This window comes from Kitasatospora sp. NPDC018058, assembly GCF_044327205.1.
Lineage (GTDB): Bacteria > Actinomycetota > Actinomycetes > Streptomycetales > Streptomycetaceae > Kitasatospora.
Genome location: NZ_JBIRFA010000002.1, coordinates 188,975 through 213,716, shown reverse-complemented (window position 1 = coordinate 213,716; position 24,742 = coordinate 188,975). Strand labels below are relative to the sequence as shown.

Genomic DNA, 24,742 nt, shown 5'->3' with positions numbered 1-24,742 from the left:
AGATAGACCGTGAACCTGCTTTCAAAGTGGGTGGGCCCGAAATCTGTGGACAACCCCTCCCCGACATCTGTTCGGGTTCGCTTCCGCCCGTCTGCCCCGTCTGTCGGCGGAGTACGTCAGACTGTCCTTTGCAGCTGGAAGCGGAGTGGCAGAGCTCGGCGGACAGCGGAACCGACGATCAAGATCAGACGAACCAGAGTGCGAGCGGGAGCGCTCGATCCAGGAGGCGGTTACCGGTGAAGTTCCGGGTGGAGCGTGACGTCCTCGCGGAGGCGGTGGCCTGGGCTGCCCGCAGCCTCCCGGCACGGCCGCCGGTGCCGGTGCTGGCCGGCCTGCTGCTGACCGCGCAGGAGGGCAGCCTGGCGCTGTCCGGCTTCGACTACGAGGTCTCGGCCCGGGTCGAGCTGGAGGCGGACGTCGAGGAGGCCGGCACCGTCCTGGTCTCCGGTCGACTGCTCAACGACATCTCGCGCAACCTTCCCAACAGGCCTGTGGAGATCTCCACCGACGGCCAGCGGGTCAGCGTGGTCTGCGGCAGCTCCCGCTTCACCCTCCCCACCCTGCCCGTGGACGAGTACCCGGCCCTGCCGCAGATGCCGACCGCCACCGGCACCGTCTCCGGTGACGTCTTCGCCTCCGCCGTCAGCCAGGCCGCGGTCGCCGCCGGCCGGGACGACACCCTGCCGGTGCTCACCGGTGTCCGGGTCGAGATCGAGGGCGACCGGATCACCCTGGCCGCCACCGACCGCTACCGCTTCGCCGTCCGCGAGCTGCTGTGGAAGCCCGAGCAGTCGGACATCTCCGCGGTCGCCCTGGTGCCCGCCAAGACCCTGCAGGACATCGCCAAGTCCCTGGGCAGCGGTGACAACGTCTCCATCGCGCTCTCCTCGGGCGGCGCGGGCGAGGGCCTGATCGGCTTCGAGGGCGCCGGCCGCCGCACCACCACCCGGCTGCTGGAGGGCGAGTTCCCCAAGTTCCGCAGCCTCTTCCCCACCGAGTTCAGCGCGGTCGCCGCGATTCAGACCCAGCCCTTCCTGGAGGCGCTCAAGCGCGTCTCGCTGGTCGCCGAGCGCAACACCCCGGTCCGGCTCAACTTCGAGCAGGGCGTGCTGACCCTGGAGGCCGGTTCGGGCGACGACGCCCAGGCCACCGAGCGGATCGAGGCCGACCTGGAGGGCGACGACATCTCGATCGCCTTCAACCCGGGCTACCTGGAGGAGGGCCTCAAGGCCATCGACTCCCCCTACGCCCAGCTGAGCTTCACCACCCCGACCAAGCCGGCCCTGCTCAGCGGCAAGGTCTCGGTGGACGCCGAGGAGGACAAGGCGTACCAGTACCTGATCATGCCGGTCCGCCTCTCCGGCTGAAGCCCGGGAGCGGCGTGATCCCGGGGGTGCGGGGGTCGTCCCCCGCAGGACGCGGCATGCCGGTCCGCCCCTCCGGCTGACCCCGGCCCCGCCCGTTACCCACAGGCTGTGCACACCCGCTGTGCACAGCCTGTGGACGTCTCCCCCGGTCGGCCCGACTGCGCAGAGCCGGTCCCGGTCGGAAGCGTAGGCTCGGGGAGTGCGGCAACGGCGCCGCCGGCAGGCACGTCCCCACAGTAAGGATTTGGTCATGGAGCTCGGCCTCATCGGTCTCGGCAAGATGGGCGGCAACATGCGCGAGCGGATCCGCCGCGCCGGCCACACCGTCGTCGGCTACGACCGCAACCCGGAGATCTCCGACGTCGAGAGCCTGCAGGAGCTCGTCAAGAAGCTCCAGGGCCCGCGCGTGGTCTGGGTGATGGTCCCGGCCGGTGCCGCGACCCAGGCGACCGTCGACGAGCTCGCCGAGCTGCTGTCCCCCGGCGACGTGGTCGTCGACGGCGGCAACTCCCGCTGGACCGACGACATCAAGCACGCCGAGGCGCTGGCCGCCAAGGGCATCGGCTTCGTGGACTGCGGCGTCTCCGGCGGCGTCTGGGGCCTGGAGAACGGCTACGCGCTGATGTACGGCGGCGACGCCGAGCACGTTGCGCGTGTTCAGCCGGTCTTCGACGCGCTCAAGCCGGAGGGCGACTTCGGCTCGGTGCACGCGGGTGCGGTGGGCGCCGGCCACTTCGCCAAGATGGTCCACAACGGCATCGAGTACGCGATGATGCAGGCCTTCGCCGAGGGCTGGGAGCTGCTGGAGGCCGCCCCCGAGGTCACCGACGTGCGCGAGGTCTTCCGCAGCTGGCAGGAGGGCACCGTCATCCGCTCCTGGCTGCTGGACCTGGCCGTCCGCGCCCTGGACGAGGACGAGCACCTGGACAAGCTGCGTGGTTGGGCCGCCGACTCCGGTGAGGGCCGCTGGACCGTCGAGGCCGCGATCGACCACGCCGTGCCGCTGCCGGCGATCACCGCCTCGCTGTTCGCCCGATTCGCCTCCCGCCAGGACGACTCGCCGCAGATGAAGATGATCGCCGCGCTGCGCAACCAGTTCGGCGGCCACGCGGTCGAGTCGAAGTAGTCCCCTCCGGGGCGGAATCCCCCAGGGATTCCCGGTAACCCACAGGTCTGTCCACAGAAGGCGAGCGCAGTCCACAGCCATGCACGTCGCGCATCTGTCGCTCGCCGACTTCCGGTCGTACGCCCGGGCCGAGGTTCCCCTCGACCCGGGCGTGACGGCCTTCGTCGGGCCCAACGGCCAGGGCAAGACCAACCTGGTCGAGGCGATCGGCTACGTCGCCACCCTGGGCAGCCACCGGGTCGCCACCGACGCCCCGTTGATCCGGCTCGGCGCGGAGCGGGCGGTGATCCGCACCTCGGTGGTGGACCGCGGCCGTTCCACCCTGGTCGAGCTGGAGCTCACCCCGGGCAAGGCCAACCGGGCCCGGATCAACCGTTCCGACAACGTCCGCCCGCGCGACGTGCTGGGCCTGCTGCGCACCGTGCTGTTCGCCCCCGAGGACCTCAGCCTGGTCAAGGGCGACCCGGGCGAGCGCCGGCGTTTCCTGGACGAGCTGCTGACCGCCCGCGCGCCCCGGCTGGCCGGGGTCCGGCAGGACTACGAGCGGGTGCTGAAGCAGCGCAACGCCCTGCTGAAGACCGCCGCGATGGCCCGCCGGGCCGGCGGCGGCAAGGGCGCGGACCTGTCCACCCTGGAGGTCTGGGACGGCCATCTGGCCCGGGCCGGCGCCGAGCTGACGGCTTTCCGGATCCAGCTGGTGGCCGCTCTGCAGCCACTGGTGACGGCGGCTTACGGGCAGTTGGCCCCGGGCGGCGGCGAGACCTCGCTGGAGTACCGCAGTTCCTTCGAGGGCGAGCTGCCGACCAGTCGCGAGCAGGCCGAGGAGCAGCTGCTGCGGGCGCTGCAGGCGGTCCGCAAGCAGGAGGTCGAGCGCGGGCTCACCCTGGTCGGCCCGCACCGCGACGAGCTGGTTCTCAAGCTCGGCCCGCTGCCCGCCAAGGGCTACGCCAGCCACGGCGAGTCCTGGTCGTTCGCACTGGCGCTTCGGCTGGCCTCGTACGAGCTGCTGCGCGCCGACGGCGGCGAACCGGTGCTGATCCTGGACGACGTGTTCGCCGAGCTGGACGCCGCCCGCCGGGAGCGGCTGGCCGAGCTGGTGGCCGACGGCGAGCAGGTGCTGGTCACCGCGGCGGTGGCCGAGGACGTGCCGAAGGCCCTGGCCGGCGCCCGGTTCGCGGTCTCCGACGGCGCCGTCCGCCGGATCGACGCCTGATCCGTCGCCTGATCCGCTCGTCACACTCACCGCGGTGCGGGCACGCCCCGCCGTTCCACGTCCGACCGCTCCCGTAGGCTGGACGGCTCATCGGTTGTCCACAGGCTGGGGAAAGGAGATCGCCGTGAGCGAGCCGGCGGAGCACTCCCCCACCCCCGGTGCCCCCGAGCCCACCGGCGCCGACCTCGCCCGTTCCGCGCTGCGGGCGGCCCGCGCCCAGGCCCGTCAGCGCGGCGAGCAGGTCCAGCAGAAGCGCGAGGCGAAGCGGCACGGTCTGCGCAGCGGCGCCCGCTCGGACGGCCGCGACCCGGTCCCGCTGGGCGCCGCGTTGAACCGGCTGCTGACCGAGCGTGGCTGGGAGTCCTCCGCCGCGGTCGGCGGGGTGATGGGCCGCTGGCCGCAGATCGTCGGGCCGGACATCTCGGCGCACTGCCACCCCTCCTCCTACGACGAGGCCGCCGCGGTGCTCACCGTGCAGTGCGACTCCACCGCCTGGGCGACCCAACTGCGCTGGCTGGCGCGGCAGTTGGTGGCCCGCCTGAACCACGAGCTGGGCCACGGCACGGTGAAGACCATCAAGGTGCTCGGCCCGGCCGCGCCCGCCCGCGGCTACGGCCGGCTGCGCGCGCCCGGGAGCAAGGGCCCGGGCGACACCTGGGGCTAGGGCCCGTCTTCAAGCCCCCTGGGGACCGCCGGCCCCGCCGGGATCGGACCACGATCTTCCGGAACCGCTGACGGCCCTTCCAGGCGCCCCAGGCCCCCCGGGCGAGTATCGGGACTCGTGTGGAGGGGATTCAGGGCGGCATATCTGCCTTCAAGGGCTGCCAAACGCCCATCTCTGTCAGTCGTACCGGTAGACTGAGAGCCAAACACTGTTGCTAGTGGCAACCGAGTCGAAACGCTGTGGTCGCACGCCTGCCCGTTCGGGGAGGGCATGCGGCCCGTGCTGTGCCAGAGAGGGCGCTTCGTGGCCGATTCCGGCAACCCCAGCCAGACCCCAGACCAGACCGACCAGGCTTCCTACACCGGTAGCAACATCCAGGTGCTGGAAGGCCTCGACGCCGTCCGCAAGCGCCCCGGCATGTACATCGGCTCCACCGGTGAGCGCGGCCTGCACCACCTGGTGCAGGAGGTCGTGGACAACTCCGTCGACGAGGCGATGGCCGGGTACGCCGACACCATCGACGTCACGATCATGGCCGACGGCGCGATCCGCGTCGTCGACAACGGCCGCGGCATCCCGGTGGACATCGTCCCCGGCCAGGACAAGCCCGCCGTCGAGGTCGTGCTCACCGTCCTGCACGCGGGCGGCAAGTTCGGCGGCGGTGGCTACGCCGTCTCCGGCGGTCTGCACGGCGTGGGTGTCTCCGTGGTGAACGCGCTGTCCACCCGGCTCTCGGTGGAGATCCACAAGGACGGCCACATCTGGACCCAGGACTACAAGATGGGCGCGCCGACCGCCGCCCTGGTCAAGGGCGCGGAGACCGGCCGCACCGGCACCACGGTGACCTTCTGGGCCGACGGCGACATCTTCGAGACCACCGTCTACTCCTTCGAGACGCTCTCCCGGCGCTTCCAGGAGATGGCCTTCCTCAACAAGGGCCTGTCGATCTCGCTGACCGACGAGCGCCCCGAGCACGTGGACGAGGAGGGCAAGCCGCTCACCGTCACGTACAAGTACGACGGCGGCATCGCCGACTTCGTCGCCCACCTCAACTCCCGCAAGGGCGAGCCCGTCCACCCCTCGGTGATCGACTTCGAGGCCGAGGACAAGGACAAGGCGATCTCGGTGGAGATCGCGATGCAGTGGAACTCCTCCTACACCGAGGGGGTCTACAGCTTCGCCAACACCATCCACACCCACGGCGGCGGTACCCACGAGGAGGGTTTCCGCGCCGCGCTGACCGGCCTGGTCAACCGCTACGCGCGGGACAAGAAGCTGCTCCGCGAGAAGGACGACAACCTCTCCGGCGAGGACATCCGCGAGGGTCTGACCGCGATCATCTCGGTCAAGCTCGGCGAGCCGCAGTTCGAGGGCCAGACCAAGGACAAGCTCGGCAACACCGAGGCGAAGACCTTCGTCCAGAAGGTCGTCCACGAGCACCTCAACGACTGGCTGGACCGCAACCCCAACGAGGCCTCGGACATCATCCGCAAGTCCATCCAGGCCGCCACCGCGCGCGTCGCCGCCCGCAAGGCCCGCGACCTCACCCGCCGCAAGGGCCTGCTGGAGTCCGCCTCGCTGCCGGGCAAGCTCTCCGACTGCCAGTCCAAGGACCCGTCCGAGTGCGAGATCTTCATCGTCGAGGGTGACTCCGCCGGCGGTTCGGCCAAGCAGGGCCGCGACCCGCGCACCCAGGCCATCCTGCCGATCCGCGGCAAGATCCTGAACGTCGAGAAGGCCCGGATCGACAAGGTGCTGCAGAACACCGAGGTCCAGGCGCTGATCTCGGCCTTCGGTTGCGGCATCCAGGAGGACTACGACGAGTCCAAGCTGCGCTACCACAAGATCGTCCTGATGGCGGACGCCGACGTCGACGGACAGCACATCCGCACCCTGCTGCTGACCCTGCTGTTCCGCTTCATGCGGCCGCTGGTCGAGTCCGGGTACGTCTACCTCGCCATGCCCCCGCTGTACAAGATCAAGTGGGGCCGGGACGACTTCGAGTACGCGTACTCCGACCGCGAGCGCGACGCGCTGATCGCCGCCGGGGTGGAGGCCGGGCGCCGGCTGCCCAAGGACGACGCGATCCAGCGCTTCAAGGGTCTCGGCGAGATGAACGCCGAGGAACTCCGGGTCACCACCATGGATGCCGAGCACCGGCTGCTGCTCCAGGTCACCCTGGAGGACGCCGCCCGCGCCGACGAGCTGTTCTCCGTGCTGATGGGCGAGGACGTCGAGGCCCGCCGCTCCTTCATCCAGCGCAACGCCAAGGACGTCCGCTTCCTGGACGTGTGACGCGCCTGCACCCCAGGCCCCGCACGTACCAGTCCGCGTGAAAGGAAACTGACCACCAGTGGTCGACGACAACCGTCCCGACGGCGAACAGCCCGAGACCCCCGAGACCCCCGAGACGCCCGAGGCCGCCGAGGCCACCGCCCAGGTGACCATGCGGATCGAGCCGGTCGAGCTCGAGACCGAGATGCAGCGCTCGTACCTCGACTACGCGATGAGCGTGATCGTCAGCCGTGCGCTCCCCGAGGTCCGCGACGGCCTCAAGCCGGTGCACCGCCGCGTGCTCTACGCGATGTACGACGGCGGGTACCGCCCCGAGAAGGGCTACTACAAGTGCGCCCGCGTCGTCGGCGACGTGATGGGCAACTACCACCCGCACGGCGACACCTCGATCTACGACACCGTGGTCCGCCTGGCCCAGCCGTGGTCGCTGCGGATGCCGCTGGTGGACGGCAACGGCAACTTCGGCTCCCCGGGCAACGACCCGGCCGCGGCCATGCGCTACACCGAGTGCAAGATGATGCCGCTGGCCATGGAGATGATGCGCGACATCGACGAGGAGACCGTCGACTTCGCGCCCAACTACGACGGCCGCTCGCAGGAGCCCACCGTCCTGCCCGCGCGCATCCCCAACCTGCTGGTCAACGGTGCCACCGGCATCGCGGTCGGCATGGCCACCAACATCCCGCCGCACAACCTCCGCGAGGTCGCCTCCGGCGCGCTCTGGTACCTCGAGAACCCCGAGGCCACCGCCGAGGAGCTGCTGGAGGCCCTGATCGAGCGGATCAAGGGCCCCGACTTCCCCACCGGCGCGCTGATCGTCGGCCGCCGCGGCATCGACGACTACTACCGCACCGGCCGCGGCTCGGTCACCATGCGCGCCGTGGTCGAGGTCGAGGAGATCCAGGGCCGCCAGTGCCTGGTGATCACCGAGCTGCCGTTCCAGGTCAACCCGGACAACCTCGCGCTGAAGATCGCCGACCTGGTCAAGGACGGCAAGATCGCCGGTATCGCCGACGTCCGCGACGAGTCCTCGTCCCGCACCGGCACCCGCCTGGTGGTCGTGCTCAAGCGCGACGCGGTGGCCAAGGTCGTGCTCAACAACCTGTACAAGCACACCGAGCTGCAGACCAACTTCGGTGCCAACATGCTGGCCCTGGTCGACGGCGTGCCGCGCACCCTGTCGCTGGACGCCTTCATCCGGCACTGGGTCAACCACCAGGTCGAGGTCATCGTCCGGCGCACCACCTTCCGGCTGCGCAAGGCCGAGGAGCGCGCCCACATCCTGCGCGCGCTGCTCAAGGCCCTGGACCTGATCGACGAGGTCATCGCGCTGATCCGGGCCTCGGCCAGCGCGGACGCCGCCCGCACCGGCCTGATGGGCCTGCTCGACATCGACGAGCTCCAGGCCAACGCCATCCTCGAGATGCAGCTGCGCCGCCTGGCCGCCCTGGAGCGCCAGCGGATCACCGACGAGCACGACGAGCTGCAGCGCAAGATCGACGAGTACAACGCGATCCTGGCCTCGCCGATCCGCCAGCGGGAGATCATCTCCGAGGAACTCACCGCGATCGTCGAGAAGTACGGCGACGACCGGCGCTCCACCCTCATCCCGTCCGACGGCGACCTCTCCATCGAGGACCTCATCGCCGAGGAGGACATCGTCGTCACGATCACCCGTGGCGGCTACGTCAAGCGGACCCGCTCCGACCTCTACCGCTCGCAGAAGCGCGGCGGCAAGGGCGTGCGCGGTGCCCAGCTGAAGCAGGACGACATCGTCGACCACTTCTTCGTGACGACGACCCACAACTGGATCCTGTTCTTCACCAACAAGGGCCGGGTCTACCGCGCCAAGGGCTACGAGCTGCCGGACGCCGGGCGCGACGCCCGCGGCCAGCACGTCGCCAACCTGCTGGCCTTCCAGCCGGATGAGCACATCGCCCAGGTGATGGCCGTCCGGACCTACGAGGACAAGCCGTACCTGGTCCTCGCCACCCGGGCCGGCCTGGTGAAGAAGTCCCCGCTCAAGGACTACGACTCCCCGCGCTCCGGCGGCCTGATCGCGATCAACCTGCGCCAGGACGAGGAGGGCCGGGACGACGAGCTGATCGGCGCCGAGCTGGTCTCCGCCGAGGACGACCTGCTGCTGGTCTCCAAGAAGGCCCAGTCGATCCGCTTCACCGCGACCGACGACGCGCTGCGGCCCACCGGCCGCGCCACCTCCGGCGTCAAGGGCATGGCCTTCCGCGAGGACGACGAACTGCTCTCGATGAACGTCGTCCGTCCGGGCACGTACGTCTTCACCGCCACGGACGGCGGCTACGCCAAGCGCACCGGTGTGGACGAGTACCGTGTCCAGGGACGCGGCGGCTACGGCACCAAGGCGGCGAAGATCGTCGAGGGCCGGGGCTCGCTGGTCGGCGCGCTGGTGGTCGACGACACCGACGAGATCATGGCGATCACCCTGTCGGGTGGAGTGATCCGAACGAGGGTTTCCGAAGTTCGTGAAACCGGACGTGACACCATGGGCGTCCAACTGATCAACCTCGGTAAGCGCGACGCGGTCGTGGGCATGGCCCGCAACGCGGAGGCCGAGGACGACGAGACGGCGGAGGACGAGGTCGCGGACACCGAGTCCACCGAGACGGCCGAGGGTGCGGGGACGGCGGTCGGCGGCGACGCCGAGGCCTGAACCGAACCGCAGACCGGTGCCGCCGCGTCCACAGAGTGGGCGGGGCGGCACCGGACGCCGACCAGTACCGGGCAAACCCGCCGGGCGCTGGATGACGAGTGACGGATCAGGGCGGCGCCGCCCTGGTGGGAAGTGCGGGAGGACCAGGTGAGTGGAGCCACGGGTGCTGCGGGAGGACCCTCCGGCGGCCGTCCGGGCGCGCAGGGCGGGGGTTCGTACGGTGTACCGCAGCCGCAGACCGAGCACTCGGCCGCGTCCACCTCGCTGATGCCGCCGGTCGGCGGGGCGGGCCAGAGCGGTGCGACCTACGGGGGACAGACGCCGGCCTCGTCGGGCAGCCCGGCCCCCGGCTCGGGCGGCTTCTCGCAGCCGACCACCTACGCCAAGGGCCAGCCGACCCCGGCCCGGGGCACCCGGACCGGCGGCAACACCCCGGCCGGCGGCACCCCCGTCCCCGGGGCGGCGCGCCGCCCGGCGGGTGCGCCCTCGACCGGCGGCGGCACCCTCGGCCGGACCCGCAAGGCCCGGCTGCGGGTGACCAAGGTCGACCCGTGGTCGGTGATGAAGGTCAGCTTCCTGCTCTCGCTGGCCGTCGGCATCATCATCATCGTGGCCTCGGCGGTGCTGTGGATGACGCTGGACTCGCTCGGCGTCTTCGACTCGCTGACCAAGACCCTCAAGGACGTCACCGGCGGCGGCGCCGAGAACGCCAGCAGCCAGCTGAACCTGATGGACTACATCGGCTTCGGCAAGGTGATGATGTTCACCACGCTGATCGCCGTGGTCGACGTCGTGCTGCTGACCGCGCTGTCCACGCTCTCGGCCTTCATCTACAACGCGGCGGCCGGCTTCACCGGCGGCGTCGAGCTGACCCTGGCCGAAGAGGACTGATCCCTGGCCGAATACTGACCGTCGGTCAGTTCTCCGTCCGCAGACGGAATGCACGGGCCCCGCAGGCTGTTCCAGCCTGCGGGGCCCGTCGGCATTCGGGTGACAGCCTGCCCCTGCGGCGCGCCGCCCGGAAACGGGTCGGCTGCGGTGGGATTAGCTGGACGCCGCCCGTTCCCGCGCCTGGGAGTGCCACAGGCCGCCCCGGTCGGTCGACCGGGTCTGGTGAGGTTCCGCAGGACGACTGGACGGAGGCGCGCGGTGGCGAAGCTCGCAGGTCAACTCGTGGAGGCCCTGGACGGGCTGTTGGGGATCCCGGCACCGCTGCGGGTCCAGGCCTGGGACGGCAGCGTCGCCGGGCCGCCGGGAGCACCCACCGTGGTGCTCCGCAACCGCCGGGCGCTGCGCCGGCTGGTCTGGCAGCCGAACGAGCTGGGCCTGGCCCGGGCCTACGTCTCGGGGGACCTGGAACTCGCCCCCGGCACCGACCTGTACGAGACGCTCTCCGCGGTCGCCCGCTTCGCCGAGCGGCCGGAGATCCGCACCATGCACCTCGGGCCCCGCGAGGTGCTCGGCGCCAAGGGCCGCAAGGTCCTCGCCGCCGTCCTGCGGGCCGGGGCGATCGGCCCGGAGCCCACCCCGCCCCCGGAGGAGGTCCGCAGGGCCCCGGGGCGGCTGCACAGCCGCAGCCGGGACCGCGCGGCCATCAGCCACCACTACGACGTCGGGAACGACTTCTACGGCCTCGTGCTGGGCTCCTCCATGGTGTACTCCTGCGCCTACTGGACGCCCGAGGCGAAGAGCCTGGAAGCCGCCCAGGAGGCCAAGCTCGACCTGATCTGCCGCAAGCTCGGCCTGCGGCCCGGGATGCGGCTGCTGGACGTGGGCTGCGGCTGGGGCTCGCTGCTGCTGCACGCGGCCAAGCACTACGGCGTCACCGCGGTCGGAGTCTCCATCTCCAGGGAGCAGGTCGCGCTGGCCCGCGCCCGGGTCGAGGAGGCCGGTCTCGCGGACCGGGTCGAGGTCCGGCTCCAGGACTACCGGGAGATCCCCGACGGCCCGTTCGACGCGATCTCCAGCGTCGGCATGGCCGAGCACGTCGGCTCGGAGCAGTACCGGGCCTACGCCGAGGGCCTGCACCGGCTGCTGGCGCCCGGCGGTCGGCTGCTCAACCACCAGATCGCCCGCCGCCCCGACTACCCCGGTGAGCCGCACCGCACCAGCCCCTTCATCGACCGCTACGTCTTCCCGGACGGCGAGCTCTCCCCGGTCGGTTCCACCGTGGCCCGGCTGGAGGAGGCCGGCTTCGAGGTCCGGGACGTCGAGGCGCTGCGCGAGCACTACGCGCTGACCTTGCGCGAGTGGGTGGCCAACCTGGAGGCGCACTGGATGGACGCGGTCCGGCTGGTCGGTCGCGGTCGCGCCCGGGTCTGGCGGCTGTACATGGCCGCCTCCGCGCTCGCCTTCGAGCAGAACCGGATCGGCGTGAACCAGATCCTCGCCGTCCGCAGCACCGAGGAGGGCGCGGCGGGCCTGCCGCCGACCCGTGAGGAGTGGCTGGTGCGCCCGGCCGCCGAGGTCCCTGCTGCGACCCCGGCCGATACGGATTTGGGGGATCGGCGGTCGGTCCGCTAATCTTTCAGTGCGGCAAGGGCCTATAGCTCAGACGGTTAGAGCGCTTCCCTGATAAGGAAGAGGCCACAGGTTCAAGTCCTGTTAGGCCCACCACCGCGAAGGGCCCGGAGTGATCACTCCGGGCCCTTCGACACTTCTTGAGATCGGGCGGGACCGCAGATCAGGACGGTTTCCGGTACGCTCTCTGAACAGCGCGGGCCTATAGCTCAGACGGTTAGAGCGCTTCCCTGATAAGGAAGAGGCCACAGGTTCAAGTCCTGTTAGGCCCACCGCCACGAGGGGCCCGGAGTGATCACTCCGGGCCCCTCGTCGTTTTCCCGTGAATCCTGGGGCTGCGGCAGGGATGCCGGTCGGACCGGTTCTGGCGGGGGCTTCCCGGACCGGCCGGGTGCGGACGAACCGCACGGCAGGAGGTTCGGCGTCAATCCGCCGAGCGGGCCTTCGGGTTGAAGCACCGGCGGCTGGTCACGATTGGGACACCGGTGTGTATCATCGGCCGCAAGGGCAGTCTGGTACCCGGCCGCCCGTTCGCGCTCGAAACACATCTGGACTCGTCGGCCCGGCCAGCCCGGTCGGAGCACCGGCTCTTGAGTCCACCAACGCAAGAAGGACGAGGTCCCGCGGTGAAGAAGCTCCTCCTGGTCGCCCTGGTCGCCCTCGGCGGCTTCTTTGTCTACCGTCAGGTCCAGGCGGACCGCGCCGAGCAGGACCTGTGGACCGAGGCCACCGACCCGGTTCCGGCCGGCCGCTGAACCCGGACGATCTGACGATCGACGATCTTCGGAGGCGCTGATCGGCGTCTCCCGAACCGGCCGGCCCGGTCGCACGACCGGACCGGCCGGCTCCTTCAAGGGGACGGCGCTCGGAATCGCGTCGGAACCCGGTACGCTAGTGCCCGTTGGCACGCGCCGTGCCGTCGAGGGGCATTAGCTCAGTTGGTAGAGCGCTGCCTTTGCAAGGCAGATGTCAGGAGTTCGAGTCTCCTATGCTCCACACCGCCTGAACGGCGGCCGACCTGTTCTCCGGGTCGGCCGCCGTTCTGCTTTTCCGGGCCGTTCGCTACGGCTGCGGGCGGTCGTCCTCGGTCGGCTCGGTGGGCTCCGCCGACTCGCCCGTGTCCTCCGGGCCGGCGCCGTTCACCGGGGAGGTGGCGGCGTGCACGTCGGTCGGCCGGGGGGCGTCCGGGGTCGGGGGCTCGACCAGCCACTCCGGGTTGCTGTGCCGGCGCCACCACTGCCAGGCGACGATGCCGCCGCCGATCGCCAGCACGCCCGCCACCGCGAGGCCCGCGGACCGGCCGCTGCGGCACCGGTCCCGCTTCGCGTTCCGGGTGGCGAGTCGGCTGATCTCCGCCGAGCTGACGTGGCCGTGGAGGGCGGTCAACGCGGCGGCGCCGCGGGTCTGGGCCTCCTTGGCGACCGGGGAGACCGCAGCGCGGGCGTCCTCGACGGCCTGGACGACCCTGGGACCGACCGTGGTGCGGGCCTGATCGGCGGCGTGGACGGCGGAGAGGCGGGCCGCCAGAGCGGCCTCCTGGGCCCGGTGGAGGGCTTTCAGGGCGTTCTCCTGGGCCTCGGGCGGCAGGCTGGCGAAGGCCTGGCCCAACGGTGGGGCGAGATGCTTGTCGTACTGGACGCGGAGATTGTGGGCGGCCTGGGCGGCCTTCGGCCCGAGGGCGTCCAAGGCGGGCCCCAGGCGCTGCTTGGCGTCGTCCGCGAGCTGCGCCGCGGTGTCCCGGGTCCTGGTGGCCGTCTCACGGGCCGAGTCCGAAAAGCTCACGAGTCTCTCCTCCTGGGTGGCGTCCTGTATGCGCATATCCACCTGAATGCTGATCATGCATCCGGATTTGTTCACCGGCACTCCGGGGTGGGCCGGGCGAGGGCCTCGGCGGCGGGGCCGTGCGCGGGAAGGCGCCGGGGGCGAGGGGCGCCGCAGTAGGCTGGCGGTTCCGGTGGTCGGGTACGGGAAGGGGAGAGCGCTGATGCTCCCGGATGAACCGCGGCAGTCGACGGAGCCGTCCCCGCAAGGCGGGCCGCCCGGCTGCTACCGGCATCCGCAGACGGCCACCGGGATCTCCTGCACCCGTTGCGAGCGCCCGATCTGCCCGCAGTGCATGGTGGCCGCCGCGGTGGGCTTCCAGTGCCCGGAGTGCGTCGGCACCGGGCACGCCGGGGCGCGGCGGGCGACCACCCGGTTCGGCGGGGCGCTGACCGTCGACGGCGGGCTGGTCACCCGGGTGCTGATCGGGATCAACCTGGTGGTCTGGCTGCTGGCCGCCTACGTGCTCAGACCGCGGCTGGGCGAGGTCTGGTCGCTGGCCAGCGCCGGGCGGGACGAGCCCGGCGGTCCGTTCGGCATCGCCGACGGCCCGGACCAGTGGTACCGGCTGCTGACCGCCACCTTCCTGCACCTGGAGTGGTGGCACGTCGGGATGAACATGCTGGTGCTGTTCTGGCTCGGCCCGCCGCTGGAGGAGGCGCTGGGCCGACTGCGCTTCCTGGGCCTCTACCTGCTCGCCGGGCTGGGCGGCAGCACCTTCGCCTTCCTGGTGGCCGGCGACTGGATGAACTCGCTGGGGGCCTCCGGGGCGGTCTTCGGCCTGATCGGCGCCACCGTCGTGATGCAGCTGCGGAACAAGGGCCCGCTCGCCCCGGCGATCGCCTTCCTGGTCTTCAACCTGGTGGTCACCTTCTCCCGCCCGGGCATCGACTGGCGCGCGCACCTCGGCGGTCTGGCCTTGGGCGCACTGACGGCTTTCGGCCTGATGTACGCCCCGCGCGAGCGCCGCGCCCTGGTCCAGGGGCTGACGGTGGCCGGGGCGGTGGTCGTGGAGGCGGCGATGCTGTGGATCGGGACGGCCCTCTACGGCGCGTGACGCCCAGGGCGTTTGTCCACAGCGGGTACGGGGTTGTGCACAGGCTGTGCGCCGGTCCGCCTGTGGACTGCTGTTCTACGCGTGTCCCCCTGTGCGGTTTCCCGGCCTCCCGGGAGTTGTGCACAGCTGTGGAAGGTCGCGACCGGAAAAGTTATCCACAGGCTGTGGGGACTTTTCCCCAGTGTGGATAACCATGTGGATAAGCGCGACTGTGTGATGGTGGGACTTGTGTGATGGTGGGGCGGGCCGACCGGGTTCCGGCCCGCGTCCGAGCATGCCGAACCGCCGCCCCGGGACCCGCGATCCGAAGCGGCGGAAACGGCTCGAATTCGAGCCTCAGGACGAGCGGAGCGTCACTTCCACTGAGTGGAGACGCCGAACCCGGCCGCGATGAAGCCGAAGCCGACCAGGATGTTCCAGTTCCGCCAGCTCTCGACCGGGTAGCTGCCGCTGGTCACGTAGTACGTGACGATCCACACCAGGCCGATCAGGAACAGTGCCAGCATCAGCGGCGCGACCCAACCGCGACCCGAGCTGATCTTCACCGCGGCCGTGGTGGGCGGGGTGTAGTCGGACTTCTTGCGGAGTCGAGACTTCGGCACGAGGAGCTCTCCTGTCGATGCGCTGTGAGACCGCGCAGGGGGTGCAGCGGGTGAGACGCCGACGTCGTGTCGTGGAGAGCGCTCTGGGACCGCTCCCCGACCTGCCACCGGCGTCCGTTAGCGTAGTGGCTCGGCGGGTCTCAAGGAGATAAGGGTACGGTGACTAATTTGTCGATTCCCCCCGGGAAGGCCGGTACCCGCCGCTCCGGCATCCGAATTGTCGGCCGTGCCCTGACCTGCGCGGTGTTCGCGCTCGCCGGTCTGCTCTTCTACATCAGCGCGCAGACCGCCCGCGGCACCGACCTGCGGACCGACAACTCGCTGCTGAGCCTCGGCGACGTGATCCGCCAGCGCAGCTCGCAGAACCAGCAGGCGCAAGCCCAGCTGGCCGACCTCCAGGCCCGGGCGCAGCAGCTCACCGAGCAGCAGGGCCACGACCCCGCCGACGCGGTGCAGCTGGACGGCCTGCGGCGCGGTGCGGCCCTGGAGCCGCTGCAGGGCGGCGGCCTGACCGTCACCCTCAACGACGCCCCGCCGAACGCCACCGCGCGCATCCCCGGCGTTCCCGAGCCCGGCGTCAACGACCTGGTCATCCACCAGCAGGACATCCAGGCCGTGGTCAACGCGCTGTGGCGGGGCGGCGCCGAGGGCGTGCAGGTGATGGACCAGCGGCTGATCTCCACGAGCGCGGTGCGCTGCGTGGGCAACACCCTGCTGCTCCAGGGCCGGGTCTACTCCCCGCCGTACGTCGTCAAGGCGGTGGGCAGGACCGACGCCCTGCGGGCGGCCGTCGACGCGGACCCGACGATCCGTAACTACCTGCAGTACGTCCAGGCGTACGGCCTGGGCTGGAAGGTCCAGGAGAGCGGCGACCTGTCCCTGCCCGGCTACGCCGGCACCACCGAACTCCGGTCGGCGGGCGGGTAGTAGCGGCTGAGTCGTGGACCGGCCTCACGGCTGTGGATCCCGGGTCTACTCTTGACCCCAGTCTGCTACCTCGAGGGAGCACCATGTACGGCTTCATCTGGCGTCACCTCCCGGGGAACACCCTGGTCAAGGCCGTCATTTCGCTGCTCCTGATCCTGGGGACCGTCTACCTCCTCTTCACCTACGTCTTCCCGTGGGCGGAACCGCTGCTCCCCTTCGGTGACGTCACAGTGGACGGCGGCGACGGAGCCGCGGCCGGCTGACCCAGCGGGCCCGGCAGTTCCCCAAAGCACCGCATCCCACGGAGACCACGCGCGAATGACCACCCAGCCGCCCCCGCCCCGCATCCTGGTCGTGGACAACTACGACAGCTTCGTCTTCAACCTGGTCCAGTACCTGTACCAGCTCGGCGCCACCTGCGAGGTGGTGCGCAACGACGAGGTGACCGTCGAGCACGCCGTCCGCCGGGCGGGGGAGGAGGGCTTCGACGGGGTCCTGCTCTCCCCCGGGCCCGGGGCGCCCGAGGAGGCCGGGGTCTGCATCGAGATGGTGCACCACTGCGCCGGGATCGGGCTGCCGGTGTTCGGCGTCTGCCTGGGCCTGCAGTCGATCGCGGTCGCGTACGGCGCGGTGGTCGACCGGGCGCCGGAGCTGCTGCACGGCAAGACCTCGCTGGTCGAGCACGAGGACGGCGGCGTGTTCGAGGGCCTGCCCTCGCCGCTGACCGCGACCCGCTACCACTCGCTGGCCGTCGAGCCGGCCACCGTGCCGGACGAGTTGGTGGTCACCGCGCGCACCGAGAGCGGTGTGATCATGGGCCTGCGGCACCGTGAACTGCCGGTCGAGGGCGTGCAGTTCCACCCCGAGTCGGTGCTGACCGAGGGCGGGCACCGGATGCTCGCCAACTGGCTGGCGGAGTGCGGCGACCCGCACGCCGTGAACCGGTCGGCCGGGCTCGCCCCGGTGATCGGCCGGGGCTGAGCGGCGTGACCGCGGTGCGCCCGGAGGGGCGTTACCAGCCCGAGGCCGGCCCCTACGGCGGCGCGCAGCAGTACGGCGGCGTGCCCCATGACGTGGGCCAGGCAGGCGTGCCGTACCCGCGGCAGCACCAGGCCCAGGGCACGCCCGAGGACGTCTGGGGCGTGTACGAGCAGGCCGTGGAGCCCGCCGAGGGTGGGCCCGAGTATCCGTGGCTGCCGGACCAGACCCTCCAGCTGCGGCTGCCCGCCGACGCCGTCGAGCCGGCCGCCGAGCCCGCCCCGCCCACCGGCGGCCGGGCCGAGCGCCGTCGGGCCGCCCAGGGCCGGACCTCGGTCCGCTCGGGCAACGGGCGGCGCCGGGCGAAGGGCCGGGCGGCCGGACAGGCGCGCCCCAGGGAGTCCGCGGTCGTGGTGGGCGCCCGGTTCGTCGGCGAGCTGTGCATCACCCTCGGTGTGGTGATGCTGCTGTTCGTGGCGTACCAGCTCTGGTGGACCAACGTGCAGGCCGACGCGGCCGCCAGCAGCGCCCGTGACCAGCTGGAGCAGCAGTTCGACGCCCAGCCGCCCGCCCAGCCGGGCCAGCCGGCGCCGGACCCGAACAAGCCCGAGGCGTTCGCGCCCGGCAAGGGCTTCGCCATCATCTACCTGCCCAAGCTGGGCCTGAAGTTCCCGATCGCCGAGGGCACCGACAAGTCGGCGGTGCTCGACAAGGGCCTGGTCGGCCACTACACCAACACCGGGATGCCCGGCGACAAGGCGAGCAACTTCGCGCTGGCCGCGCACCGCAACACCCACGGCGAGCCGTTTCGGTACATCAACGAGCTGGGCAAAGGTGACAAGATCGTGGTGGAGACCGCCACCGCGTACTACACGTACGAGATCACCGGCGGCATCCCACAGACCTCCCCGAGCAACGTGAGCGTGATCAAACCGGTGCCGAACGGCTCCGGCTACGCCGGCCCCGGCCGCTACATCACGCTGACCACCTGTACGCCGGAGTTCACTTCGAAGTTCCGTCTCATCGTCTTTGGCAAGATGATCGAGGAACGGCCGCGCAGCCAAGGCAAGCCGGCCGCGATCACGGGCGGATAGCCGCCCGTAGGCCCGTTCGGAGGGGGAGCACCGCAGATGCAGGACGACGGGACCGCGCAGTCGGCAGAGCCGGCCCAGGAGGCCTTCCCCCCGCCCGGGGAGGGCGCCGCGCCGGGCGCCGGATCCTCGCCCGGGGGCAGGGCGCGGCGGGGGCGGAGCCGGGCGCTGGCCGCGCTCGGCGTCTTCGGTGAGCTGCTGATCACCCTGGGCCTGGTGCTCGGCCTGTTCGTGACCTACTCGCTATGGTGGACCAACGTGCAGGCGGACCGCTCCGCGGCGGCCGCCTCCGACAAGTTGCGCAGTTCCTGGGCCGCCGGCCCGACCGCAGGACCCTCGGCCGCGCCCGGTGCCACCCCCGGCGCGACCCCCGGTGCCACCCCCGGCGCGACCCCCGGTGCCACCCCCGGCGCCGCCTCCGCGCCCGGCGGGGCCTCCGCGGCGCCGCCCGCGATCGGGGACGACATCGGCTTCCTGCACGTCCCGGCGATGGGCCGGGACTTCCAGGTGCTGATCCGGATGGGCACCTCCACCGAGGTCCTGGACGAGGGCGTGGCGGGCGTCTACGAGCAGCCCTACCAGGCCGCGATGCCCTGGGACCAGGCGGGCAACTTCGCGCTGGCCGCCCACCGGGACGGCCACGGCGCCAAGTTCCACGACCTGGACGCCGTCCACAAGGGCGACGCGATCGTGGTCGAGACCAAGGACAAGTGGTACGTCTACAAGGTCGACAGCACCCTGCCGGAGACCTCCAAGTACGACACCGGCATCGTCGCGCCCGTCCCGGTCGGCTCCGGCTACACCGCACCCGGCCGCTACATCACCCTGACCACCTGCACGCCGGTGTACACCTCGCGGTACCGGATGGCCGTCTGGGGGAGTCTGGCGCGGGTGGACGACATGGACGCCATGCGCACCCCGCCGCCCGAGCTGCGGCGCTCCTGAGGGCCCTTCAGGGCCTCCTGAGGCCTCCTCAGGCTTCGTTCCCGGTAACGCCCGAGGGCCCGTCGCGATCACCGCGACGGGCCCTCGGGCGTTACCGTTCCGGACGGTCGAGCCTCAGAACCAGGGGAACCAGGGCTTAGTTGGTGCCCCCTTTGGGGTTGGGGGGTGTGGGGAAGGGGTCGCCCCCTTTCGGCGGGTCGGCCGCCTTGGTGAACAGCTGGACCTGGGTGTTCGGGTCCAGCTGGGTGCCGGCCCCCGGGTTGCTCATCTGGACGATCGCGTTCGCGTCCTGCGGGCCGCTGACCACGGTGTAGCCCAGGCCGGCCTTCGAGAGCGCGGCGATGGCGTCCGACAGCTTGGCGTTCTGCAGCGGCGGGACGGTGGCCTTGTCCGGCGCCTTGTAGACCGTCAGTGAGATCTTCGTACCGGTCGGGGCCTTGGTGTTGGGCGGCACCGACTGCGAGGCGACCGTGTTGACCTTGGTCGGGTCGTTGGTCGGCGTGGTCTTCGAGGCGTCGACCTGGAAGCCGAGGCTCTGCAGCTGGTTCTGCGCGTCCTCCTTCTGCGCGCCGACCACGTTCGGGACGTTCTGCTTGGCCTTGCCCTGCGAGACCGTCAGCTTGATCGGGGCGCTCGGGTCGGCGTTGCCGGCCGCCGCCGGGTCCTGGGCGGTGACCGTCTCCTGCGGAGCGGTGTCGTCGTCCTTGTACTCGGTGGTGACGTTGGTGAAGCCGGCGTCGGCGAGCGCCTTGGTGGCCTGGTCCTTGGTCTTGCCGACCACGTTCGGCACCTGCGCCTTGGCCGGGCCGGAGGAGATCTGCACCGTGATGGCGGTGTTCTCGGCGACCTGGCCGCCGGCCGTCGGGTTCTGGGTGCAGACCTGGTCCTTCTTGACGTTGGTGTCCGGGCAGGCGATCTTGTCGCCCTCGGTCACCTGGAGCTTGGTCCCGGCCGTGGTCTTGGCGTCGGCCAGGCTCTTGCCGACCAGGTTCGGGACGGCCACCTTCGGGGCGTCTTTGGTGCCCTTGTCGCTGAACATCGCCTGGGCCACGAAGAAGGTGCCGACCAGGACCAGCACGGCGGCCACCGCCAGCACGATCCAGGAGGTGTTGCCCTTCTTCGGCCGGTCCTCGCCGCGCCGGCCGCGGCCGCCCTCGCCGTAGCCGTCGTCCCCGCCGCCCTGGCCGCCGGCGTAGGTCTGGCCGTAGCCGTCGTCCTGGTAGCCGCCCTGGCCGTAGCCGCCCTGGCCGTAGCCGGCCTGTGCGGAGGCCTGCGGCAGGAGGGTGGTCGGGCCGCCGCCGGGCTGCTGGGGCAGCACGTTGGTCTGGCCGTACGGGTCGTGCTGCTGCGGGTAGCCGTTCTGGTCGTAGCCGTACCCGGCGGCGCCCATGCCGTAGGCGGCGGCCTGCTGGGCGGCGGCGACCGGGAGGCCGTCGAGGAAGCGCTCGATGTCGTCGCGCATCTCGTCGGCGCTCTGGTAGCGGTAGTCGCGCTCCTTGGCGAGCGCCTTCAGCACGATCGCGTCGATCTCGGGGCGCACCTCGGGATCGAAGACCGACGGCGGCTGCGGCTCCTCCCGGACGTGCTGGTAGGCCACCGCGACCGGGGAGTCGCCGACGAACGGCGGGCGCACGGTCAGCAGCTCGTAGAGCAGGCAGCCGGTGGAGTACAGGTCGGACCGGGCGTCGACCTGCTCGCCCTTGGCCTGCTCCGGGGAGAGGTACTGGGCGGTGCCGATGACGGCCGAGGTCTGGGTCATGGTCATCCCGGTGTCACCCATCGCGCGGGCGATACCGAAGTCCATCACCTTGACGTTGCCCTGCCGGGTCAGCATCACGTTGGCCGGCTTGATGTCGCGGTGCACGATGCCGGCCCGGTGCGAGTACTCCAGGGCCTGGAGGATGCCGATGGTCATCTCCAGCGCCCGCTCGGGCAGCAGTCGGCGGCCGGAGTGCAGCAGCTCGCGCAGCGTCGACCCCTCGACGTACTCCATCACGATGTACGGGATGGAGATGCCGTCGATGTAGTCCTCGCCGGTGTCGTACACGGCGACGATCGCGGGGTGGTTCAGGGACGCCGCCGACTGCGCCTCGCGGCGGAACCGGGCCTGGAACGACGGATCCCGGGCCATGTCGGCGCGGAGCGTCTTCACTGCGACGGAACGGCCGAGCCGGGTGTCATGGCCGAGGTACACCTCGGCCATGCCGCCGCGTCCGAGGACGCCGCCGAGCTCGTACCTGCCGCCGAGGCGACGAGGCTCTTCCATAGTTCCGACCCTCTCCCTCACCCGCCGGTGAGGTTGTGACGTAGGTGTCCCCGCACGCTCTGGGTGACGCCGCGCGCGCCGCGGCCGGTTCTCCGGCCGGGCCGTGCGCCGCCTCGCGGGCGGCAACGGGCACACCCGCTGCTGGCGGATACGCTACCGGTCGCACCCCACCGGACCGGAGTCAGCCGTCGGCCGATATCAGACCGGTATCCGGAAGGGGGTGCCGATCGTGACATTCGCCTCACCCTCGACCGCGCTCCCCTACTTGCCGAGTGCGGCCTGCATCACCGCCTTGCCGATCGGGGCCGCGAGGCGGCCGCCGCTGATGCCGTCGCGGTTGTTGGAGCCGTCCTCGACCACGACCGCGACCGCGACCGACTGGCCGTCCGAGGTCTTGGCCCAGCAGGTGAACCAGGCGAACGGCAGGCCGGCGTTGTCCTCGCCGTGCTGCGCGGTGCCGGTCTTGCCGCCGACCTGCAGGCCGGGGATCTTGGCGTTGGTGCCGGTGCCGTTCTCGACCACCGAGACCATCAGGTCCTGCATCTTCTGCGCGGTGGCCGGGCTCATCGCCTGGGAGAACTGCTTCTCGGTGTGCTTGGAGATGGTGGTCAGCGAGGCCGAGCGCTCCTGATCGACCAGGTAGGGCTGCATCAGGCTGCCGTTGTTGGCGATCGCCGCGGAGACCATGGCCATCTGCAGCGGGGTGGCGCGGGTGTCGTGCTGTCCTATCGAGTCCTGGGCGGTGCCGTCCAGGCTGGGGCTGTCCGGGAAGATGCTCTTCTCGGAGCGGATCGGGGTGTCCACCGTGCTGTTGAAGCCGAACTTCTCGGCCTGCGCCCGCATCTTGTCCTTGCCGAGGTCCGCGCCCATCTTGGCGTAGACCGTGTTGCAGGACTGGTCCATCCCGGACTTGAGCGTGGCGTTCTCGCAGCGCTCGTTGGGGCTCTCGTTCTTCAGCACGGTCTGGGTGCCGGGCAGCGTGTACGGGTCCGGGGTCGACGTCGTGTCGTTGATGTTCTGGTACAGGCCGTTCTCGAACGCGGCGGTCGCGGTGACCAGCTTGAAGGTCGAGCCGGGCGGATAGGTCTCGCGCAGCGCCCGGTTGAGCATCGGCTTGTTCGGGTCCGCGTTGAGGTCCTGCCAGGACTTGGTGTCGCCGCTTTCACCGCCGGCGAAGGTGCTCGGGTCGTAGGACGGCGTGGAGACCAGCGCCAGGATCGCACCGGTCTTCGGGTCGAGCGCGACCACCGCGCCCTTCTTGTCGCCGAGGCCGTCGAAGGCGGCCTTCTGGACCTTGGCGTTGATGGTCGTGACGACGTCGCCGCCGCGCTTCTGCTCGCCGGTCAGCATGTCCAGGGTGTTGCGGAAGAACAGCCGGTCGTCGGTGCCGGCGAGGATGCCGTCCTCCAGGTTCTCCAGCTGGGTGGAGCCGTAGGCCTGCGAGGAGTAGCCGGTCACCGGCGCGTACATCGGGCCGTCGACCCAGGAGCGCTTGTACTTGTAGCGCAGGCCGTTCACGAAGTCGGACTTCGTCACCGGCTGGCCGCTGACGATGATGTTGCCGCGCGGGTGGGCGTAGCGGTCGTACAGCTGGCGCTTGTTGTTCTTGTTGGACGCAAGGGAATCGGCCTGGACGCCCTGCACCCAGTTGGTCCGCGCCATCAGGGCCAGGATCAGCACGAGGCAGAAGATCGAGACCCGTCGGATCGGCTTGTTCATCGGGCGGGTCCTCCCTGGCCCTCGGTGGCCGGGGCCGGTTCGACCCCGGGTCGGCGGGCGCTGTCGCTGATCTTCAGCAGGATCGCGACCAGCGCCCAGTTGGCGACCACGGACGAACCGCCCTGAGCGAGGAACGGCATGGTCATACCGGTCAGCGGGATCAGCCCGGTGACCCCGCCGGCGACGACGAAGACCTGCAGCGCCATCGCCGAGGCGAGACCGACGGCGAACAGCTTGCCGAAGGGGTCGCGGGCGGCGAGGGCGGTGCGCAGGCCGCGCTGTACCAGCAGGGCGTACAACAGGAAGATCGCCATCAGGCCGGTGAGTCCGAGCTCCTCGCCGAAGGAGCCCAGGATGAAGTCGCTCTTCGCGGCGAAGTTGATCAGCCAGGAGCGGCCCTGGCCCAGGCCCGAGCCGGTCACCCCGCCGGAGCCGAGCGCCATCAGCGACTGGCCGATCTGCTCGGTCGAGCCCTTGGGCGGGTTCGGCGAGAAGGCGGCCATCGGGTCGAGCCAGGCATCGATGCGGACCTTGACGTGGCTGGTGGTCAGGGCGACCGCGACCGCGCCGCCGACCGACATCAGCAGGCCGAACAGGATCCAGCTGGTCCGCTCGGTGGCGACGTAGAGCATCACCACGAACAGGCCGAAGAACAGGAAGGACGTACCGAGGTCGTTCTCGAAGACCAGGATCAGCAGGCTGAGCAGCCAGATCACGACGATCGGGCCGAGGTCGCGGCCACGCGGCAGGTACAGGCCCATGAAGCGGCGGCTGGCCAGGGCCAGGGCGTCCCGCTTGACCATCAGGTAGCCGGCGAAGAACACGGTCAGGATGATCTTGGCGAACTCGCCGGGCTGGATGGAGAAGCTGCCCATCCGGATCCAGATCTTGGCGCCGAAGTCCTCCGCCCGGGCCGGGAAGAAGGCCGGCGCGGCGAGCAGGACCAGTGCCACCACCATCGAGATGTAGGTGTAGCGCTGGAGCACCCGGTGGTCCTTCAGCAGGACCATCACCCCGATGAACAGCGCGACCCCGAGGGCGGACCAGATCAGCTGGTTCCTCGCCGCCGGGAAGTTGCCGCTGAGCAGCTTGCCCGCCTTGTCCAGGCGCCAGATCATCACCACGCCCAGCCCGTTCAGCAGGGTGGCGATCGGCAGCATCAGCGGGTCCGCGTACGGCGCGAAGCAGCGCACCAGCAGGTGCGCGACCAGCGCCAGCGAGCCCATGCCGAGGCCGTAGCCGAGCATGCCGGCCGGCAGCTCGGAGTCCATCGCCAGCCCCACGTTGGCGTACGCCAGGATCGGCAGCAGGACCGCGAAGACCAGCAGCGCCAGCTCGGTGTTGCGCCGGTTCGGCGCACCCTGGAGCGAGATGGTGGTGTTGCCCCGGCGCCGGGGCGCGGCACGCTCGGCCACCGCCCGACGCCGACCGCCGGCGCGGCCGGTGTCACCGCTCAGGTTGT

Annotated in this window: 20 protein-coding genes and 3 tRNA genes; 18 read left to right on the top strand and 5 right to left on the bottom strand. The window is 70.9% G+C overall.

What is annotated here, in order from left to right; translation table 11 throughout:
* Positions 1-236 precede the first annotated feature (236 nt).
* The 12 genes from dnaN to ACH4E7_RS03500 all read left to right on the top strand — a co-directional run bounded on the left by dnaN (position 237) and on the right by ACH4E7_RS03500 (position 12,870).
* Positions 237-1,367, top strand: coding sequence for a DNA polymerase III subunit beta (gene dnaN / locus ACH4E7_RS03555; RefSeq protein WP_396247331.1), 1,131 nt, complete (start codon positions 237-239; stop codon positions 1,365-1,367).
* A 250-nt stretch (positions 1,368-1,617) separates the two neighbouring features.
* Positions 1,618-2,493, top strand: a complete 876-nt coding sequence (gene gnd / locus ACH4E7_RS03550) for a phosphogluconate dehydrogenase (NAD(+)-dependent, decarboxylating) (RefSeq protein WP_396247330.1) — start codon at positions 1,618-1,620, stop codon at positions 2,491-2,493.
* Positions 2,494-2,572: 79 nt separating this feature from the next.
* Positions 2,573-3,706, top strand: a complete 1,134-nt coding sequence (gene recF, locus ACH4E7_RS03545; RefSeq protein ID WP_396247329.1) for a DNA replication/repair protein RecF — start codon at positions 2,573-2,575, stop codon at positions 3,704-3,706.
* 124 nt (positions 3,707-3,830) lie between these two features.
* Entirely contained in the window at positions 3,831-4,370 is a 540-nt protein-coding gene (locus ACH4E7_RS03540) for a DciA family protein (RefSeq protein WP_355668926.1), read from the top strand.
* 279 nt (positions 4,371-4,649) lie between these two features.
* A complete protein-coding gene (gene gyrB / locus ACH4E7_RS03535; protein WP_396247328.1) occupies positions 4,650-6,665 on the top strand; it encodes a DNA topoisomerase (ATP-hydrolyzing) subunit B in 2,016 nt (671 codons plus the stop codon).
* A 151-nt stretch (positions 6,666-6,816) separates the two neighbouring features.
* The gene (gene gyrA / locus ACH4E7_RS03530) at positions 6,817-9,354 is read left to right on the top strand and encodes a DNA gyrase subunit A (protein WP_396247570.1); all 2,538 of its coding nucleotides are present in this window, start codon (positions 6,817-6,819) and stop codon (positions 9,352-9,354) included.
* 147 nt (positions 9,355-9,501) lie between these two features.
* Positions 9,502-10,245: a DUF3566 domain-containing protein gene (locus tag ACH4E7_RS03525; protein ID WP_396247327.1), complete on the top strand. Its 744-nt coding sequence runs from the start codon at positions 9,502-9,504 to the stop codon at positions 10,243-10,245.
* A gap of 258 nt (positions 10,246-10,503) precedes the next feature.
* Positions 10,504-11,877 (top strand): class I SAM-dependent methyltransferase, encoded by a 1,374-nt coding sequence (locus ACH4E7_RS03520; protein WP_396247326.1) that lies wholly within the window; start codon positions 10,504-10,506, stop codon positions 11,875-11,877.
* Positions 11,878-11,893: 16 nt separating this feature from the next.
* A tRNA-Ile gene (locus ACH4E7_RS03515) sits at positions 11,894-11,970 on the top strand.
* A 102-nt stretch (positions 11,971-12,072) separates the two neighbouring features.
* Positions 12,073-12,146 (top strand) — tRNA-Ile (locus ACH4E7_RS03510).
* A 354-nt stretch (positions 12,147-12,500) separates the two neighbouring features.
* Positions 12,501-12,629, top strand: coding sequence for a DLW-39 family protein (locus ACH4E7_RS03505; protein WP_014137031.1), 129 nt, complete (start codon positions 12,501-12,503; stop codon positions 12,627-12,629).
* 168 nt (positions 12,630-12,797) lie between these two features.
* Positions 12,798-12,870 (top strand) — tRNA-Ala (locus tag ACH4E7_RS03500).
* A gap of 66 nt (positions 12,871-12,936) precedes the next feature.
* Here ACH4E7_RS03500 and ACH4E7_RS03495 read toward each other — a convergent pair.
* Complete coding sequence (locus ACH4E7_RS03495; protein WP_396247325.1) at positions 12,937-13,656, bottom strand: DUF5324 family protein; 720 nt, start codon at positions 13,654-13,656, stop codon at positions 12,937-12,939.
* 202 nt (positions 13,657-13,858) lie between these two features.
* Here ACH4E7_RS03495 and ACH4E7_RS03490 point away from each other — a divergent pair, with 202 nt between their 5' ends.
* Positions 13,859-14,752, top strand: coding sequence for a rhomboid family intramembrane serine protease (locus tag ACH4E7_RS03490; protein ID WP_396247324.1), 894 nt, complete (start codon positions 13,859-13,861; stop codon positions 14,750-14,752).
* Between the two features lie 353 nt (positions 14,753-15,105).
* Here ACH4E7_RS03490 and crgA read toward each other — a convergent pair whose 3' ends face one another.
* Positions 15,106-15,354 carry a cell division protein CrgA gene (gene crgA, locus ACH4E7_RS03485; RefSeq protein ID WP_270145659.1) on the bottom strand — a complete coding sequence of 83 codons (249 nt, stop codon included), beginning with the start codon at positions 15,352-15,354 and terminating at the stop codon, positions 15,106-15,108.
* Positions 15,355-15,522: 168 nt separating this feature from the next.
* On the opposite strand from crgA, the gene ACH4E7_RS03480 reads away from it, so the two are divergent.
* The 5 genes from ACH4E7_RS03480 to ACH4E7_RS03460 all read left to right on the top strand — a co-directional run bounded on the left by ACH4E7_RS03480 (position 15,523) and on the right by ACH4E7_RS03460 (position 19,295).
* Complete coding sequence (locus tag ACH4E7_RS03480) at positions 15,523-16,281, top strand: DUF881 domain-containing protein (protein ID WP_396247323.1); 759 nt, start codon at positions 15,523-15,525, stop codon at positions 16,279-16,281.
* A gap of 83 nt (positions 16,282-16,364) precedes the next feature.
* A complete protein-coding gene (locus tag ACH4E7_RS03475) occupies positions 16,365-16,544 on the top strand; it encodes a hypothetical protein (protein ID WP_396247322.1) in 180 nt (59 codons plus the stop codon).
* Positions 16,545-16,599: 55 nt separating this feature from the next.
* Complete coding sequence (locus tag ACH4E7_RS03470; RefSeq protein ID WP_396247321.1) at positions 16,600-17,262, top strand: aminodeoxychorismate/anthranilate synthase component II; 663 nt, start codon at positions 16,600-16,602, stop codon at positions 17,260-17,262.
* A 5-nt stretch (positions 17,263-17,267) separates the two neighbouring features.
* Positions 17,268-18,353 (top strand): class E sortase, encoded by a 1,086-nt coding sequence (locus tag ACH4E7_RS03465; protein WP_396247320.1) that lies wholly within the window; start codon positions 17,268-17,270, stop codon positions 18,351-18,353.
* A 36-nt stretch (positions 18,354-18,389) separates the two neighbouring features.
* Positions 18,390-19,295 (top strand): class E sortase, encoded by a 906-nt coding sequence (locus ACH4E7_RS03460; protein WP_396247319.1) that lies wholly within the window; start codon positions 18,390-18,392, stop codon positions 19,293-19,295.
* Between the two features lie 136 nt (positions 19,296-19,431).
* Here the strand turns inward: ACH4E7_RS03460 and pknB are convergent, their stop codons facing one another.
* From pknB to ACH4E7_RS03445, 3 genes are all read right to left on the bottom strand, one after another.
* Positions 19,432-21,561: a Stk1 family PASTA domain-containing Ser/Thr kinase gene (pknB, locus tag ACH4E7_RS03455; RefSeq protein ID WP_396247318.1), complete on the bottom strand. Its 2,130-nt coding sequence runs from the start codon at positions 21,559-21,561 to the stop codon at positions 19,432-19,434.
* A 261-nt stretch (positions 21,562-21,822) separates the two neighbouring features.
* Complete coding sequence (locus ACH4E7_RS03450; RefSeq protein ID WP_396247317.1) at positions 21,823-23,280, bottom strand: peptidoglycan D,D-transpeptidase FtsI family protein; 1,458 nt, start codon at positions 23,278-23,280, stop codon at positions 21,823-21,825.
* Positions 23,277-24,695, bottom strand: a complete 1,419-nt coding sequence (locus ACH4E7_RS03445; RefSeq protein WP_396247569.1) for an FtsW/RodA/SpoVE family cell cycle protein — start codon at positions 24,693-24,695, stop codon at positions 23,277-23,279. The genes ACH4E7_RS03450 and ACH4E7_RS03445 overlap by 4 nt, the downstream gene beginning before the upstream one ends.
* Between the last annotated feature and the right edge of the window lie 47 nt (positions 24,696-24,742).

Excerpts from the sequence above, each read along its gene's own strand:
- gnd (WP_396247330.1), top strand. The coding sequence starts at position 1,618 with ATGGAGCTCGGCCTCATCGGTCTCGGCAAGATGGGCGGCAACATGCGC.
- recF (WP_396247329.1), top strand. The coding sequence starts at position 2,573 with ATGCACGTCGCGCATCTGTCGCTCGCCGACTTCCGGTCGTACGCCCGG.
- gyrA (WP_396247570.1), top strand. The coding sequence starts at position 6,817 with ATGCGGATCGAGCCGGTCGAGCTCGAGACCGAGATGCAGCGCTCGTAC.
- ACH4E7_RS03490 (WP_396247324.1), top strand. The coding sequence starts at position 13,859 with ATGCTCCCGGATGAACCGCGGCAGTCGACGGAGCCGTCCCCGCAAGGC.
- ACH4E7_RS03475 (WP_396247322.1), top strand. The coding sequence starts at position 16,365 with ATGTACGGCTTCATCTGGCGTCACCTCCCGGGGAACACCCTGGTCAAG.
- ACH4E7_RS03470 (WP_396247321.1), top strand. The coding sequence starts at position 16,600 with ATGACCACCCAGCCGCCCCCGCCCCGCATCCTGGTCGTGGACAACTAC.
- ACH4E7_RS03460 (WP_396247319.1), top strand. The coding sequence starts at position 18,390 with ATGCAGGACGACGGGACCGCGCAGTCGGCAGAGCCGGCCCAGGAGGCC.
- pknB (WP_396247318.1), bottom strand. The coding sequence starts at position 21,561 with ATGGAAGAGCCTCGTCGCCTCGGCGGCAGGTACGAGCTCGGCGGCGTC.
- ACH4E7_RS03450 (WP_396247317.1), bottom strand. The coding sequence starts at position 23,280 with ATGAACAAGCCGATCCGACGGGTCTCGATCTTCTGCCTCGTGCTGATC.